Consider the following 16,601-nt stretch of genomic DNA (forward strand, 5'->3'; position numbering starts at 1 on the left):
CGCTGGAACCGAAGCCCGTCCCGCATTGCGCGGGGCGGGCTTCCGTCGTTTAACGGGCTTTCGACGCCGCGGAACAGGACAAGAGTGCGCCATCGACTAAACTTGGGCACGATGTCTAGATTATTTGGAACAGATGGTGTCCGGGGCCTGGCAAACGGCCTGCTAACCGCCGAGTTGGCGCTGCAGCTGGCGCAGGCCGCCGCCGTCGTGCTTGGCCACGACCGCAACACCAACGGCACCCGGCCGCGGGCTGTCGTGGCCCGCGATCCGCGGGCCAGCGGCGAGTTCCTTGCGGCTGCCGTTGAAGCCGGGCTGTCCAGCTCCGGGATCGACGTCTTCGACGCGGGGGTGCTGCCCACGCCGGCCGCCGCCTACCTCGTGGCGGACCTCAACGCCGACTTCGGCGTGATGATCTCCGCCTCCCACAACCCGGCGCCGGACAACGGCATCAAGTTCTTCGCCCGGGGCGGCCAGAAGCTGCCGGACGACGTCGAGGACGCGATCGAGGAACAGCTCGCGAAGGAACCCTTCCGCCCCGTCGGCGGGGAAGTCGGCCGCATCCAGCGGTTCTCGGACGCCGAGGACCGGTACATCGTGCACCTGCTGCAGACCCTCCCGCACCGCCTGGAGGGTCTCAAGGTCGTCCTCGACTGCGCCCATGGCGCGGCCAGTGGCTGCTCGCCCCAGGTCTTCAAGCACGCCGGCGCGGACGTCGTCGTCATCGGCGCCGAACCGGACGGGCTCAACATCAACGACGGCGTGGGGTCCACGCACCTGGGTCCGCTGAAGCAGGCAGTCCTTGATCACGGCGCGGACCTCGGGATCGCGCACGACGGCGACGCGGACCGCTGCCTGGCTGTGGACCACGAAGGCAACGAGGTGGACGGTGACGAGATCATGGCCATCCTCGCTGTGGCGCTCAAAGCTTCCGGCAAGCTCAAGGACGACGTGCTTGTGGCCACGGTCATGAGCAACCTCGGGCTCAAAATCGCCCTGCGCGAGGCCGGCATCAGCCTCCGGGAGACTGGGGTGGGAGACCGCTACGTGCTCGAAGGCATGCGCGACGGCGGCTTCAACCTGGGCGGCGAGCAGTCCGGCCATGTCATCTTCGCCGACTATGCCACCACCGGGGACGGCGTCCTCACCGGCCTCCAGCTGGCCGCGCAGGTGGCCCTTACCGGCCGTCCGCTCAAGGACCTCGCCACGGTGATGACGAAGCTCCCGCAGGTACTGATCAACGTCAAGGGCGTCGACCGCACCCGGGTCAAGGGCGACCAGGCCGTGGCGGAAGCCGTGGCCCGGGCCGAGGCCCGGCTGGGCGAAACCGGCCGCGTGCTGCTCCGCCCCTCCGGCACCGAACCGGTCGTCCGGGTCATGGTGGAGGCAGCGGACCAGGAAACGGCGCAGGAAATCGCCGAGGAGCTTGCCCAGGTGGTCCGCACCGAGCTCGCCCTCGAGCTGGTCTCCGACTAAGACGCACAACGCACTGTGGCCCGCTTCCAGCCGGAAGCGGGCCACAGTTCGTTGCGGGGGTTTAGCGGGTGCCGGTGAGGGCATCCCGGATTTCCGTGAGCAGGGCGATCTGCGGATCCTCGGCCGACTCTTCCTTGACGTCCGCGTCGATGCCCAGCTTGCGGTTGCGGCGTTCGATCATGTGGTTCATCGGCAGCACGACCACAAAGTAGACAGCGGCGGCAATCAGTACGAAGGAAATCACGCTGGATATGACGGAGCCGTACTTGAAGCCTTCCCACGCCATGTCCTCGATGCCTTTGGCGTTGAACAGCCGGCCGATCAGCGGGGTGAGCAGTCCTTCCACGATGGAGGTCACGACGGCGCCAAAGGCGGCACCCATGACGACGGCGACGGCAAGGTCCACGACGTTGCCCTTCATGATGAAGTTCTTGAATCCTGTCAGCATGCTGCCCACGCTAGCCCGGCAGGGCAGGATTCAGCGGTAGGCTGGCGCCGCTTCGAGCCCAAAGTACGCCTCGAGGGTGGTGATGCCCCGGGCGCGCATGTCACCGGCGGCCTCGACCCCGACGTAGCGGAGGTGCCACGGCTCGTAGTAGTAGCCGGTCGTGGGATGCTCCATCCAGGGGTAGCGGACCACGAAGCCGAAGCGGTAGGCGTTGGCCTTGACCCAGACTGCTGCGGGCTGCTGGGCGAAGCAGGGCTGGAAGCTGCAGGCGCCGCCGCCGTCGCCGATGTCGAAGGACCAGCCCGTCTGGTGCTCCGAGTATCCCGGCCGGGCGGAGGCCGTGTCGGCCTCGGCGCGTCCCCGGGAATTGACGTAGCCGTTGTACGTCGCCGTCTGGGTGGCGAAGGAACGGTAACCGCTGGCCAGCGTCAGGACGACGCCGGCGGCCGCCGCCGCGGCGAACATACGCCCGGCAGCGGCCGCCGTCGTGCTGTTCAGCAGCGCTGCCTCACCGGAAACCGCCAGCCGGACCGGCGGCTGCACCAGATCCTTCGGCACATAGGTGATGGGGGACAGCGGGCGGTGCTTGTTGACCACGTCCCACGGGCTGGCCGGATCCGTCAGCGAGTACTTCCTGCCGGGCGCCGAACTGGCTGGCGCCGAAGGGGACGGCGCCGAAGGGAACGGTGCCGGCGCGGACGCCGTGGGGCTGGCCGTGGCGGTCTTCCCCGAGGCGCCGGTCGCAGGCGCGGTGGCGGTGGGCGATCCGCTCAACGGTCCGGCGGGAGCGTACGGGCTCGCAGTTGGCACACCCGTGCCGGAGCCCGGCGCCGCCCGGGGCGGGGCCGGGTCGCAGGCGGTCAGCGCCGCCAGCGCGGATCCCGCTGCGAGGAACATGCCGAACGCCCTCCGGCTGGGCGGCCGTCCGGGCAGGTCAGGGCCGGCGTCGTGGCACACCTGGGCTAGACCTTGCGCAGCAGCATGCGGCGGATGGAGTGGTCGGCGTCCTTGGTCAGCACCAGCTGGGCGCGGCCCCGGGTGGGGAGGACGTTTTCTTCCAGGTTCGGCTCATTGATCCGCTTCCAGATGTCCCGGGCGGTCTGTTCGGCTTCGCTGTCGGACAGCGTCGCGTAGCGGTGGAAGTAGGACTCCGGCTGGGCGAACGCCGTGGTCCGCAGCTTGCGGAACCGGTCCACGTACCACTCCTCGATGTAGGAGGTCTTCGCGTCCACATAGATCGAGAAGTCGAAGAAGTCGCTCAGCGCCAGGCCCTGCCGGCCGTCATGCCGGGGCCGTGCCGGCGCCAGCACGTTCAGGCCCTCGACGATCAGCACGTCCGGCCGGCGGACCACGACTTCCCGGCCCGGCACGATGTCATAGGTGACGTGGGAGTACCACGGTGCGCGTACTTCCTCCGCGCCGCTCTTGACCTCGCTGACAAACCGGAGAAGGGCCCGGCGGTCGTAGGACTCCGGGAAACCCTTGCGGTCCAGCAGCTGGCGGCGTTTGAGTTCGGCGAGCGGGTACAGGAAGCCGTCGGTGGTGATCAGTTCCACGTTCGGAGTGCCGGGCCAGCGCCGGAGCATCTCGCGCAGCACGCGGGCAATAGTGGACTTGCCGACCGCCACCGAACCGGCGACGCCGATCACGAAAGGGGTGCGCTGGGTCTGCTCGCCCAGGAAGGTCGTCGTGGCAGCGTGCAGCTGGTTGGCGGCCTCGACGTAGAGGTGCAGCAGCCGGGACAGCGGGAGATAGACCTCGCGGACCTCCTTCATGTCCAAGGGGTCGCCAAGGCCACGGAGGCGGAGCACGTCCTCTTCATTGAGGGGCTGCTCCATCTGGGCAGCGAGCCGGGACCAGGTCTGCCGGTCCAGCTCGACGAACGGGGAGGCCCCCTCGCCGTTCGCGTCGTTGCGTTGCAAAGTCACCCTAGAGATTCTGCCCTTGACATCGCCCAGAGCGAAATGGAAGCGCCGTCCGGCCGCCGCCGGACTTGGTCACCGGACGCCGGATGGCCGGGAAACCAGTTAGGCTTGTGTCCATGTGTGGAATCGTTGGATATGTAGGCCACTCGGCGGGCCGGGGAAATACTGAACACAAGGCCTTGGACGTGGTCCTGGAGGGACTGCGGCGGCTCGAGTACCGCGGCTATGACTCCGCAGGGATCGCCGTCGTCGCCGACGGCACCATCTCCTCGCGCAAGAAGTCAGGCAAACTGAGCAACCTGATCGCCGAGCTGGAGGCCCACCCGCTGCCCGACGCCGTGACCGGCATCGGCCACACGCGCTGGGCGACCCACGGCGGCCCCACGGACATGAACGCGCACCCGCACCTGTCCGACGGCGGCAAGCTGGCGCTCATCCACAACGGCATCATCGAAAACTTCGCCGAGCTCAAGCAGGAACTGACGGCCAAGGGCGTGACGTTCCTCTCCGAGACCGACACGGAGGTGGCCGCCGCGCTGATCGGCGATCTCTACCGCAACCACCTCGGCGGCGACAACGCCAACGGCGGCCTGACCAAGGCCATGGAGCTCGCCTGCCAGCGCCTCGAGGGCGCCTTCACGCTGCTCGCCGTGCACGCGGACCAGCCCGACGTCGTCGTGGCCGCCCGCCGCAACTCCCCGCTCGTGGTGGGCCTGGGCGAGGGCGAGAACTTCCTCGGCTCCGACGTCTCCGGCTTCATCGACTACACCCGCCGCGCCGTCGAGCTGGGCCAGGACCAGATCGTCACGATCACCGCCGACTCCGTCGCGATCACCGATTTCTTCGGCGCCCCCGCCGAGGGCAAGGAATACTACGTCAACTGGGACCCCGCCTCCGCGGAAAAGGGCGGCTTCCCGTCCTTCATGGAGAAGGAAATCCACGACCAGCCGGACGCCGTGCTGCAGACCCTGCTGGGCCGCTCCGACGTCGACGGCAAGCTGACCCTCGATGAGCTCCGGATCGACACCGACCTGCTCAAGAGCGTCGACAAGATCATTGTCCTGGCCTGCGGCACCTCCGCCTACGCCGGCCAGGTCGCCAAGTACGCCATCGAGCGCTGGTGCCGGATCCCCACCGAGGTCGAGCTCTCCCACGAGTTCCGGTACCGCGATCCGATCGTGGACGCCAACACCCTGATCGTCTCCATCTCCCAGTCCGGCGAGACCATGGACACCCTGATGGCCGTCCGCTACGCCAAGGAACAGGGCGCCAAGACGGTCTCCATCTGCAACACCAACGGTTCCACCATCCCGCGCGAATCCGATGCCGTCCTGTACACGCACGCCGGACCGGAAATCGCGGTGGCCTCCACCAAGGCGTTCCTGGCCCAGATCGCTGCGGCGTACCTGCTGGGCCTGTACCTCGCCCAGCTGCGGGGGAACAAGTTCCAGGGCGAGATCAAGGACATCCTGGCCGACCTGGGCAAGGTGCCGGCCAAGATCCAGGAGATCCTGGACAACGCCGAGCAGATCAAGGAACTCGGCAAGGACATGGCGGACGCCAAGTCGGTGCTGTTCCTGGGCCGCCACGTCGGCTTCCCAGTGGCCATGGAAGGCGCGCTGAAGCTCAAGGAGCTCGCCTACATCCACGCCGAGGGCTTCGCCGCCGGTGAGCTCAAGCACGGCCCGATCGCGCTGATCGAGGAGGGCCAGCCCGTATTTGTGGTGGTCCCGTCGCCGCGCGGCCGCGACTCGCTGCACGCCAAGGTTGTCTCCAACATCCAGGAAGTCCGGGCCCGCGGCGCCAAGACGATCGTGATCGCCGAAGAAGGCGACGAGGCGGTCAAGGCCTACGCCGAGCACGTCATCTACATCCCGGAGACCCCGACCCTCCTGGCCCCGCTGCTGTCCACCGTCCCGCTGCAGATCTTCGCACTGGCCCTCGCCAGCGCCAAGGGCTACGACGTGGACCAGCCGCGGAACCTGGCCAAGAGCGTGACCGTAGAATAGCCGCATGATTGTTGGCATCGGCGTTGACGTCGTAGACATTGAGCGGTTCGGCCGGCAGCTCGAGCGCACGCCCGGCCTGCGCGACCGGCTGTTCGTGCCCGCGGAGCGGGAACTGAATACCCGGTCGCTGGCCGCGCGGTTCGCCGCCAAGGAAGCGGTGGCCAAGGTGCTCGGCGCCCCGGCCGGCATGAACTGGCAGGACTGCTGGATCGGCCTGGACCAGAACGGCCCCACGGTCCAGGTCAAAGGCACGGTGCTGGCCGTAGCTGAAGCGAAAGGCGTCAAGCGCTGGCACCTGTCGATCAGCCACGACGGCGGAATCGCCACCGCCACGGTGATCGCCGAGGGCTAGCCACCATGATCAGCGCCTATACCGGAACCCGCATTCGAGAAACCGAGCAACGCCTTCTCGAAGCCAGCGCGGACCCCGGTATGGGCGCTGTTCTCATGCAGCGCGCAGCGCACGGGCTGGCCAACACCGTGATCCTGGAACTGCGCCGCCGCGGACTGCGTCCCTACGGCTCCCGCGCCACCGTGCTCGCCGGCAAGGGCAACAACGGCGGGGACGGGCTCTTCGCCGCGGCGCTGCTGGCCCGCCGGGGACTGCGGACGACGGCGGTGCTCACCGCCGAAGACGCCCACCCCAAGGCTCTGGCCGCCTTCCGCGCCGCCGGAGGGGAGGACACCGTCCTCACCGAGGCCAACGCCGGCGATCTGGCCGGGGCCGCCGCCCGTGACGACGCCATTATCGACGCGGTCCTGGGCACCGGCGCGCAGGGCGGCCTCCGCGGCCCGGCAGCCCGCCTGTTCGACGAACTGCAGCGGGCCACAGATCTGCAGCGGACCCAACCGCGGCGCAGCGGCCGCGGGTTCGTCGTCGCCTGCGACATCCCCAGCGGCGTCGACGCCGACACAGGCGAGGCCCACGGCCCCGTGCTGGCCGCCGACCTCACGGTGACCTTCGGTGCCGCGAAGGCCGGGCTGCTCGCCGACCCCGGCGCGGACTACACCGGCCGGCTGCGCATCATCCCGATCGGCATCGAGGACGCCCTCGGCGGGCCGGAGCTGCGCCGGCTGGAGGCCGCCGACCTGGCCGCGCTGCTGCCGCACCCCGGCCGGCGCTCCCACAAGTACTCCCGCGGCGTCCTCGGCGTCGTCGCCGGGTCAACGCGCTACCCGGGCGCCGCCGTCCTCGCCTGCAAGGGCGCCCTCGCCGCCGGCGCCGGCATGGTCCGCTACGTCGGACCGCCCGAGGTCGCCGACCTGGTCCGGCAGTCCTGCCCCGAGGTAGTGTGCGGTTCCAGCGTCGCCGACGCCCACGTCCAGGCTTGGCTGCTCGGTTCCGGGCTTGACGAGGCCGCCCACGAACAGCTCGAACGGGTCCGCGAGGCGGCGGCCGCCGGGCTCCCCACCGTGGCCGACGCCGGCGCGCTCCCGGCGCTTCCCCACGCTCTGACGGCCAGCACAATCCTGACCCCGCACGCCGGGGAACTGGCCAGGTTGCTGGAGCGGCACGGCGCCGCGCCGGGCCGCTCCGCCGTCGAAGACTCCACCCTGGCCGCCGCCCGGCAGACCAGCGCGCTGACCGGCGCCACCGTGCTGCTCAAGGGCGCGACGACCCTGGTGGCCGCGCCGTCCGGCGCGGTGTTCAGCCAAGCCGAGGCCAGTCCCTGGATGGCATCGGCCGGCAGCGGCGACGTCCTGGCCGGGATCCTCGGGGCCCTGCTGGCCCAGCTGGCGGGGGAGCGGAGCGCCTTCGGCCGCCGCGGCATCGACGAACCCGACCACTGGGCCGCCATCGCGGCGCTGGCTGCCAGCCTGCACGGCCGGGCCGGGACACTGGCCTCGGGGGGCGGCCCGCTGACCGCGTCGGACATCGCCGCACGCCTGCCGGAGGCCATCGCGGAACCGTAACAAAAGCGCGGCCCCGCTCCGCCCGGTCAATTAGTAACCCTACTTACAAGTAGTCTGTCTAGAGATAGTCCGCCACGCACGAGGAGTACACATGGAAGTCTGGCCCGGAACGGCATACCCGCTGGGAGCCACGTTTGACGGCACCGGTACCAATTTTGCGCTGTTCAGCGAGCAGGCCGAACGGGTCGAGCTCTGCCTGCTGGCCGACGACCTCACCGAGACGCGGATCGAACTGACTGAGGTGGACGGTTACGTCTGGCACTGTTACCTGCCGCAGATCCAGCCCGGCCAGAAGTACGGCTACCGGGTGCACGGACCCTACGATCCTGCGAACGGCAACCGATTCAACCCCAACAAGTTGCTGATGGACCCTTACGCCAAGGCCATCCAGGGCCAGATCGACTGGGATCCCGCGCTCTTCTCTTACGAGTTCGGCGACCCTGATTCGGTCAACGATGCCGACTCGGCGCCGCACACCATGCACGGCGTGGTCATCAACCCGTTCTTTGAGTGGGACGGCGACCGCCAGCTGAAGATCCCGTACCACCAGTCAGTCATCTACGAAGCCCACGTCAAGGGCCTCACCGAGCTGCACCCCGAGATCCCCGAAGACCAGCGCGGCACCTACGCAGGCGTGGCGCACCCGGCCGTGATCGAGCACCTGAAGAAGCTCGGCGTCACCGCCATCGAGCTCATGCCCGTGCACCAGTTCGTCAACGACGGCACCCTGGTGGAGAAGGGCCTGAACAACTATTGGGGCTACAACACCATCGGCTTCTTCGCGCCGCAGAACACCTACAGCGCCACCGGCGACGTGGGGCACCAGGTCCAGGAATTCAAGGCCATGGTCCGTGACCTGCACCGCGCCGGCATCGAAGTGATCCTCGACGTCGTCTACAACCACACCGCCGAAGGCAACCACCTCGGCCCCACGCTGTCCTTCAAGGGCATCGACAACCAGGCGTACTACCGCCTCGTCGACGGCGACCAGAAGCACTACATGGACTACACCGGCACGGGCAACTCGCTCAACGTGCGCCACCCGCACTCCCTGCAGCTGCTCATGGACTCCCTGCGCTACTGGGTGACCGAAATGCACGTCGACGGCTTCCGCTTCGACCTCGCCTCCACCCTGGCCCGCGAGTTCTACGACGTCGACAAGCTCTCGACCTTCTTCGAACTGATCCAGCAGGACCCGATCGTTTCCCAGGTCAAGCTGATCGCCGAGCCGTGGGACGTCGGCCCCGGCGGCTACCAGGTCGGCAACTTCCCGCCGCAGTGGACCGAATGGAACGGCAAGTACCGGGACACCGTCCGCGACTTCTGGCGCGGTGAGCCCTCCACCCTGGGCGAGTTCGCGTCCCGGCTGACCGGCTCCGCCGACCTCTACGAAAGTTCGGCCCGCCGCCCGGTGGCCTCCATCAACTTCGTCACCGCCCACGACGGCTTCACCATGCGGGACCTGGTGTCCTACAACGAGAAGCACAACGACGCCAACGGTGAAGGCAACAACGACGGCGAATCGCACAACCGCTCGTGGAACTGCGGGGTGGAAGGGGACACCGACGATGAGACCGTGCTGGCCCTCCGCGCCCGCCAGCAGCGGAACTTCATCGGCACGCTGCTGCTCTCCCAGGGCGTCCCGATGCTGCTGCACGGCGACGAACTGGGCCGCACCCAGCAGGGCAACAACAACACCTACTGCCAGGACTCCGAACTCAGCTGGATTCACTGGGAAGCCATGGACCAGCCCCTGGTGGAGTTCACCGCGTTCGTGAACAAGCTCCGGCACGACCACCCCACCTTCCGCCGCAGCCGCTTCTTCGACGGGCGCCCCGTCCGCCGCGGCGAGGGCGAGAAACTGCCGGACATTGTCTGGCTGAAGACCGACGGCACGGAAATGCTGCCCGAGGACTGGGGGAGCGGGTTCGGCCGGACCATCGGCGTGTTCTACAACGGCGACGGGATCCAGGAACAGGATTCCCGCGGCCGCCGGATCACCGACGACAGCTTCCTCATGGCCTTCAACGCCCATGACGATGCCGTGGACTTCTGCATTCCCGCCGAGGAGTTCTCGCAGTACTGGGAGGTCCAGTTCGACACCGCCGCCCAGGCCGACGACTACGAACCGCTGAAGGCAGGCGCCACGCTGACACTGCAGGCCAAGTCGATGGTGGTGCTGCGCGCATACTCCGGTCCGGAGGAAGAGGTCGACTACTCCGCTGCCGCCTCCCTGGCGTCGATGGCCGAGCAGGAGGAAGCGCAGGAGGAGATGGTGGAGGCCCAGACCAGGGCCGCCGAAGCCAGCGAGGCACGGGCCACCGAAGCATGAAAACCCCGGTCTCCACGTACCGCCTCCAGATCCGCAGCGGCTTCACCCTGTTCGACGCCGCTAAAAGGGTCCCGTACCTGAAGGACCTCGGCGTGGACTGGGTGTACCTCTCGCCCATCCTCACCGCCGAGCAGGGCTCGGATCACGGCTATGACGTGACCGATCCCTCGGTCGTGGACCCTGACCGTGGCGGCCCGGAAGGGCTGCTGGCGCTCTCCACGGCAGCCCGCGAACACGGCATGGGCGTCCTCGTGGACATCGTGCCCAACCATGTCGGCGTGGCCACCCCGGTCCAGAACCCGTGGTGGTGGTCGCTGCTCAAGGAGGGCCGGCAGTCGCCGTACGCTCCGGCGTTCGACGTCGACTGGGACTTCGGCGGCGGCCGGATCCGGATCCCGGTCCTGGGCCAGGACTCCGACGTCGACGCCCTCGAGGTCCGCGACGGCGAGCTGCGCTACTACGACCACCGGTTCCCGCTGGCCGACGGCAGCTACACCGACGGGGATGACCCCCGGGCCGTCCACGACCGGCAGCACTACGAGCTGGTCGGCTGGCGCCGCGCCGACAATGAGCTGAACTACCGCCGCTTCTTCGCGGTCAACTCCCTCGCCGGGATCCGGGTGGAGGTGCCCGAGGTCTTCGACGAGGCGCACGAGGAGATCGTCCGCTGGTTCCGCGACGACCTCGTGGACGGGCTGCGGATCGACCACCCGGACGGCCTGGCCGACCCCGAGGGCTACCTGCGCCGGCTGCGCGAGGCCGCCGGCGGCGCGTACCTGCTGATCGAGAAGATCCTGGAGCCCGGGGAAGTCCTGCCGGCCAGCTTCGAGTGCGAGGGCACCACCGGCTACGACGCCCTCGCTGACGTGGACCGCGTCTTCGTCGACCCCGACGGACAGACCGGCCTCGATGCGCTGGACAGCGAACTGCGCGGCGGCGAAACCGCAGACTACGAGGACATGATCCGGGGCACCAAGCGCCGGATCACCGACGGGATCCTGCACTCCGAGATGCTGCGGCTCGCCCGCCTCGTCCCCGCCTCCGCTGGACTGAGCGTCGAGGCCGCGGCCGACGCGCTCTCCGAGGTCATCGCCGCGTTCCCCGTCTACCGCAGCTACCTGCCCGCGGGCGAGGAGGTGCTGCGCGAGGCGTGTGCGCTCGCCGTTTCGCGCCGGCCCGAGCTGGAGACGGCCGTGGACGCGCTGTTGCCGCTGCTGCTGCGCGCAGGGCCGGGGGAGGACGAGGAACTCGGCCGCCGGTTCCAGCAGACCTCCGGCATGGTGATGGCCAAGGGCGTCGAAGACACCGCCTTCTTCCGCTACACCCGGCTTGGGACCCTGACCGAGGTCGGCGCGGACCCCACCGAGTTCGCGCTGTCCACGGACGAGTTCCACGCCCGGATGGCCCGCCGCCAGGCCGAGCTGCCGCTGTCCATGACCACCCTGAGCACCCACGACACCAAGCGCAGCGAGGACACCCGCGCCCGGATCTCGGTGCTCGCCGAACTCGCCCCGGAGTGGACCGCGTCGCTGCGCAGGCTCCAGGAACTCGCCCCGCTGCCCGACGGGCCGCTGGCGAACCTGCTGTGGCAGGCCATCGCCGGGGTCTGGCCCGCGGACCGGGAACGGCTGCAGTCCTACGCCCAAAAAGCCGCCCGCGAGGCCGGTAACTCCACCGACTGGCTCGACCCGAACGAGGACTTCGAAGCCCAGCTGTCGGCCGCCGTCGACGCCGCCTTCGACAACCCTGCGGTGCGCGCCGAACTCGACGGCCTGGTGGACCTGCTGGACCCGTACGGCACGGCCAACGCCCTGGGCGCCAAGCTCGTCCAGCTCACGATGCCGGGCGTACCGGACGTCTACCAGGGCACAGAATTCTGGGACCGCTCGCTGACCGACCCGGACAACCGCCGGCCCTTCGACTTCGGGGCCCGCCGCGACGCCCTCGCAGCGCTGGACGCCGGCGAGCTGCCGGCGTCGTACCGGGATGACGCGGCCAAGCTGCTGGTGACCTCACGGGCCCTCCGGCTGCGCCGGGACCGGCCGGAGCTGTTCACCGGCTACACCCCGCTGCCGGCCACCGGAGCGGCCGCCGGCCACCTCGTGGCCTTCGACCGCGGCGCCGGGACGCCCGGGGCGGTCACCCTGGCCACGCGGCTGCCCCGCGGCCTGGAACAGCGGGGAGGCTGGCAGGACACCGCCGTCGACCTTCCCGCAGCCATGACGGACCAGCTCAGCGGCCGGTCCTTCGGACCGGGACCGGTGAAGCTCGCGGACCTGCTCCGCGACTACCCGGTGGCCCTGCTGGCACCGGCCGGCTAAAACGCACCTACGCACGAACCGACGAGGGGAACGGTAATGACTCTGCCCGCACATGGAATCGCACGCTTCGACCTCTGGGCACCCCAGGCACAGGAGGTCACCCTGGTGGCCGACGGCCGGCGGTACCCGATGTCCCGCGCCGCGGGCCCCGGCAGCGACGGCTGGTGGAGCGCGCCGGAGGCTCCGGCTTCCGGCGAGGTCGACTACGGCTACTTGGTGGACGGGGACACGACGCCGCTGCCGGATCCGCGGTCCCGCCGCCAGCCCGACGGCGTGCACGCGCTTTCGCGCACCTTCGACCCGGCCGGCCACGCCTGGGGTGACGGGCAGTGGCAGGGCCGGGAGCTGCAGGGCGCGGTGATCTACGAACTGCACCTGGGCACCTTCACCCCCGAAGGGACGCTGGACGCCGCGATCGGCAAGCTCGGCTACCTGGCGGAGCTGGGCGTCGACTTCGTCGAACTGCTGCCGGTCAACGGCTTCAACGGCACCCACAACTGGGGCTACGACGGCGTCCTCTGGTACACCGTGCACGAGGGCTACGGCGGGCCGGCCGCGTACCAGCGCTTCGTCGACGCGGCCCACGGTGCCGGGCTGGGCGTGATCCAGGACGTCGTCTACAACCACCTCGGCCCCAGCGGCAACTACCTGCCCCGGTTCGGCCCGTACCTGAAGTCCGGCGAGGGCAACACCTGGGGCGACTCGGTCAACCTCGACGGCCCCGGATCCGACGTCGTCCGCGCCTACATCCTGGACAACGCGGCCATGTGGCTGCGCGACTACCACGTCGATGGGCTCCGGCTCGATGCCGTGCACGCCTTCAAGGACGAACGCGCCGTCCACCTGCTCGAGGACTTCGGCGCCCTCGCCGACGCCGTCGCGGCCGAAACCGGGCGTCCGGCGTCGATGATCGCCGAGTCGGACCTGAACAATCCGCGCCTGCTCTACCCGCGGGACGCGAACGGTTACGGCCTGGCCGGGCAGTGGAGCGACGACTTCCACCACGCCGTCCACGTCAACGTCAGCGGCGAGACCACCGGCTACTACAGCGACTTCGATTCGCTGGCGGCGCTGGCGAAGGTCCTGGAGAAGGGTTTCTTCCACGACGGGAGCTACTCCAGCTTCCGGGCACGGCACCACGGCCGGCCCATCAACACCGGCCTGGTCCACCCCGCCGCCCTGGTGGTCTGCAGCCAGAACCACGACCAGATCGGCAACCGGGCCACCGGAGACCGGCTCTCCCAGACCCTCGGCTACGGGCAGCTGGCGCTCGCCGCCGTCGCCACCCTGACCTCCCCGTTCACCCCGATGCTGTTCATGGGCGAGGAGTACGGCGCCACCACGCCGTGGCAGTTCTTCACCTCGCACCCCGAGCCGGAGCTCGGCAAGGCCACCGCGGAGGGCCGGATCAAGGAATTCGAGCGGATGGGCTGGGACCCCGCCGTCGTGCCGGACCCGCAGGACCCGGAGACGTTCACCCGCTCCAAGCTGGACTGGTCCGAAGCCGCCGACGGGGACCACGCCCGGCTGCTGGAGCTGTACCGGAACCTGATCGCGCTGCGCCGCACGACGCCGGAGCTCACCGCCGGCGGGTTCGCCGACACCGCCGTCGAATTCGACGAGGCCGAACGCTGGCTGCTGCTGCGCCGCGGCGCGGTGGAAGTGGCGATGAACTTCTCCGCCGAGCCGCGCCAGCTGCCGGTGGGAGGCACGTCGCTGCTGCTGGCCACCGAAGACGGGACCGCGCTGACGGCCGGTGGCCTGGGGCTGCCGGGCCACAGCGCCGCCATCCTTACCCGCTGAGACCCATCACCCACCAGACCAAGGCAGGATAGACCCATGACCTACATTGCAGCGGAGAACCGCTACGAGACCATGCCCTACCGCCGCGTCGGGCGCAGCGGCCTGAAGCTTCCGGCGATCTCGCTGGGCCTGTGGCACAACTTCGGCGACGACAAGCCGTTCGAGGTTCAGCGCGCCATCCTCCGCCGCGCCTTCGACCTGGGCGTGACGCACTTCGACCTCGCCAACAACTACGGCCCGCCCTACGGCAGCGCCGAAACCAACTTCGGCCGGCACTTCAAGGACGACTTCGCCCCCTACCGGGACGAACTCATCATCTCCAGCAAGGCCGGCTACGACATGTGGCCCGGACCCTACGGCAATTGGGGCTCGCGGAAGTACCTGCTGGCCAGCCTGGACCAGTCGCTGGGCCGGATGGGCCTGGACTACGTCGACATCTTCTACAGCCACCGCCCGGACCCGGAGACGCCGCTGGAGGAAACCATGGGCGCCCTGGACCAGGCCGTGCGGTCCGGCAAGGCACTCTACGCCGGCATCTCCTCCTACACCCCGGAGCAGACCCTGGAGGCCGCCCGGATCCTCAAGGACCTCGGCACCCCGCTGCTGATCCACCAGCCCAGCTACTCGATGCTGAACCGCTGGACCGAGCAGGGCAGCCCCAGCCTGTACGAGGCGCTGGAGCAGGTCGGCGCCGGCGCCATCGCGTTTTCCCCGCTGGCGCAGGGGATGCTCACGGACCGGTACCTCAACGGCGTCCCGGACGACTCCCGGGCCGCGCAGGACAAGTCCCTGGACCAGGCCATGATCAGCCCCGACAAGCTGGACCGCGTGCGCGGCCTGAACCGGATCGCCGAGGGCCGCGGCCAGACGCTGGCGCAGCTGGCCATCGCCTGGATCCTGCGCGACCAGCGCAGCGGCACCCCGGTCACCTCCGCCCTGGTCGGCGCGTCCAGCGTCCGCCAGCTGGAGGACAGCCTGGCCGCGGTCAACAACCTGGACTTCACCGCCGAGGAGCTTGCCGCGATCGACGAGTTCGCCGTCGACTCCGATATCAACCTCTGGGCGCAGAAGTAGCCCGCGCCCGCTGATCAGCCGGCCGGCCTGAGCGGGCCTGCCGGCTGTCACAGATTCGGTACCGGTACCGGGAACAACCCCGGTCCCGGTACCGTTGACTAGAATGCAAGGGCGCCGTATTGTGCTGCGCCAGCCTGCCGCCGTCGCATCACGTGCGTCCGCGCCGGTACGTTTGTTTGTTCTCAAAGGGAGTTCCGTGTCTTCAAATCCGATTCGTGTTGCAATCGTCGGCGTGGGTAACTGCGCCTCATCGTTGGTCCAGGGCGTCGAGTACTACCGGGACGCCGATCCCGAGGCCACGATCCCGGGTCTGATGCACGTCCAGTTCGGCAAGTACCACGTCAACGACGTGCAGTTCGTTGCCGCGTTCGACGTCGACGGCAAGAAGGTCGGGCAGGACCTGTCCGCCGCGATCCTCGCCAGCGAGAACAACACCATCAAGCTCGCCGACGTGCCCCCGACCGGCGTCACCGTCCAGCGCGGACCGACCCTCGACGGCCTCGGCAAGTACTACCTCGAGACCATCGAGCAGGCCCCGGAGGAGCCGGTCGACGTCGTCCAGGCCCTCAAGGACGCCCAGGTCGACGTCATGGTCTGCTACCTGCCCGTCGGTTCCCAGGAAGCTGCCGAGTTCTACGCCCAGTGCGCCATCGACGCCGGCGTGGCCTTCGTCAACGCGCTCCCGGTCTTCATCGCCGGGACCAAGGAATGGGCGGACAAGTTCACCGCCGCCGGCGTCCCGATCGTCGGCGACGACATCAAGAGCCAGATCGGCGCCACCATCACGCACCGCGTCATGGCCAAGCTCTTCGAAGACCGCGGCGTCACCCTGGACCGCACCTACCAGCTGAACGTCGGCGGCAACATGGACTTCAAGAACATGCTGGAACGCGACCGCCTCGAGTCCAAGAAGATCTCCAAGACCCAGGCCGTGACCTCCAACGTCGAAGCGGACCTCGCGGCCAAGGACGTGCACATCGGCCCGTCCGACTACGTGCAGTGGCTCGATGACCGCAAGTGGGCGTTCGTGCGCCTCGAGGGCCGCAACTTCGGCGACGCCCCCGTCTCGCTCGAGTACAAGCTGGAGGTCTGGGACTCGCCCAACTCCGCCGGTGTGATCATCGACGCCGTCCGTGCCGCCAAGATCGGCCTGGACCGCGGCGTCGGCGGCCCGCTGCTCTCCGCCTCAAGCTACTTCATGAAGTCCCCGCCGGAGCAGTTCAACGACGACCTCGCCCGCGAAAAGGTCGAGGCCTTCATCCGCGGCGACCTGGAGCGCTAACCCCCGCCGGATGCCCTATC

General features: G+C 69.1%; 12 protein-coding genes. 9 read left to right on the plus strand and 3 right to left on the minus strand.

Annotation, left to right across the window (positions count from 1 at the left end):
• Positions 1–111 precede the first annotated feature (111 nt).
• Entirely contained in the window at positions 112–1,473 is a 1,362-nt protein-coding gene (glmM, locus tag ASG71_RS06480) for a phosphoglucosamine mutase (protein WP_056737845.1), read from the plus strand.
• 61 nt (positions 1,474–1,534) lie between these two features.
• On the opposite strand, the gene mscL is transcribed toward glmM, so the two are convergent.
• The 3 genes from mscL to coaA form a co-directional block, all read right to left on the minus strand.
• Positions 1,535–1,921 carry a large conductance mechanosensitive channel protein MscL gene (gene mscL / locus ASG71_RS06485; RefSeq protein ID WP_056738585.1) on the minus strand — a complete coding sequence of 129 codons (387 nt, stop codon included), beginning with the start codon at positions 1,919–1,921 and terminating at the stop codon, positions 1,535–1,537.
• 30 nt (positions 1,922–1,951) lie between these two features.
• Positions 1,952–2,818 carry a D-alanyl-D-alanine carboxypeptidase family protein gene (locus ASG71_RS06490; RefSeq protein ID WP_056737846.1) on the minus strand — a complete coding sequence of 289 codons (867 nt, stop codon included), beginning with the start codon at positions 2,816–2,818 and terminating at the stop codon, positions 1,952–1,954.
• Positions 2,819–2,883: 65 nt separating this feature from the next.
• Entirely contained in the window at positions 2,884–3,849 is a 966-nt protein-coding gene (gene coaA / locus ASG71_RS06495; RefSeq protein WP_056737847.1) for a type I pantothenate kinase, read from the minus strand.
• Positions 3,850–3,962: 113 nt separating this feature from the next.
• On the opposite strand from coaA, the gene glmS reads away from it, so the two are divergent.
• The 8 genes from glmS to ASG71_RS06535 all read left to right on the plus strand — a co-directional run bounded on the left by glmS (position 3,963) and on the right by ASG71_RS06535 (position 16,581).
• A complete protein-coding gene (gene glmS, locus ASG71_RS06500) occupies positions 3,963–5,855 on the plus strand; it encodes a glutamine--fructose-6-phosphate transaminase (isomerizing) (RefSeq protein WP_056737848.1) in 1,893 nt (630 codons plus the stop codon).
• Between the two features lie 4 nt (positions 5,856–5,859).
• The gene (locus tag ASG71_RS06505) at positions 5,860–6,207 is read left to right on the plus strand and encodes a holo-ACP synthase (protein ID WP_024817557.1); all 348 of its coding nucleotides are present in this window, start codon (positions 5,860–5,862) and stop codon (positions 6,205–6,207) included.
• Between the two features lie 5 nt (positions 6,208–6,212).
• Positions 6,213–7,769, plus strand: a complete 1,557-nt coding sequence (locus ASG71_RS06510) for an NAD(P)H-hydrate epimerase (RefSeq protein ID WP_082574916.1) — start codon at positions 6,213–6,215, stop codon at positions 7,767–7,769.
• Positions 7,770–7,860: 91 nt separating this feature from the next.
• On the plus strand, positions 7,861–10,101 hold the full coding sequence (gene glgX / locus ASG71_RS06515; RefSeq protein ID WP_056737850.1) for a glycogen debranching protein GlgX: 2,241 nt from the start codon (positions 7,861–7,863) through the stop codon (positions 10,099–10,101).
• Positions 10,098–12,422 carry a malto-oligosyltrehalose synthase gene (treY, locus tag ASG71_RS06520; RefSeq protein ID WP_056737851.1) on the plus strand — a complete coding sequence of 775 codons (2,325 nt, stop codon included), beginning with the start codon at positions 10,098–10,100 and terminating at the stop codon, positions 12,420–12,422. Before glgX ends, treY begins: the two co-directional genes overlap by 4 nt.
• Before the next feature lie 36 nt (positions 12,423–12,458).
• Positions 12,459–14,225 (plus strand): malto-oligosyltrehalose trehalohydrolase, encoded by a 1,767-nt coding sequence (gene treZ / locus ASG71_RS06525; protein ID WP_056737852.1) that lies wholly within the window; start codon positions 12,459–12,461, stop codon positions 14,223–14,225.
• Between the two features lie 36 nt (positions 14,226–14,261).
• The gene (gene mgrA, locus ASG71_RS06530; protein WP_056737853.1) at positions 14,262–15,299 is read left to right on the plus strand and encodes an L-glyceraldehyde 3-phosphate reductase; all 1,038 of its coding nucleotides are present in this window, start codon (positions 14,262–14,264) and stop codon (positions 15,297–15,299) included.
• A 196-nt stretch (positions 15,300–15,495) separates the two neighbouring features.
• The gene (locus ASG71_RS06535; RefSeq protein ID WP_056737854.1) at positions 15,496–16,581 is read left to right on the plus strand and encodes an inositol-3-phosphate synthase; all 1,086 of its coding nucleotides are present in this window, start codon (positions 15,496–15,498) and stop codon (positions 16,579–16,581) included.
• Positions 16,582–16,601: the final 20 nt, after the last annotated feature.

It is taken from the genome of Arthrobacter sp. Soil763, from assembly GCF_001428365.1.
GTDB lineage: Bacteria > Actinomycetota > Actinomycetes > Actinomycetales > Micrococcaceae > Arthrobacter.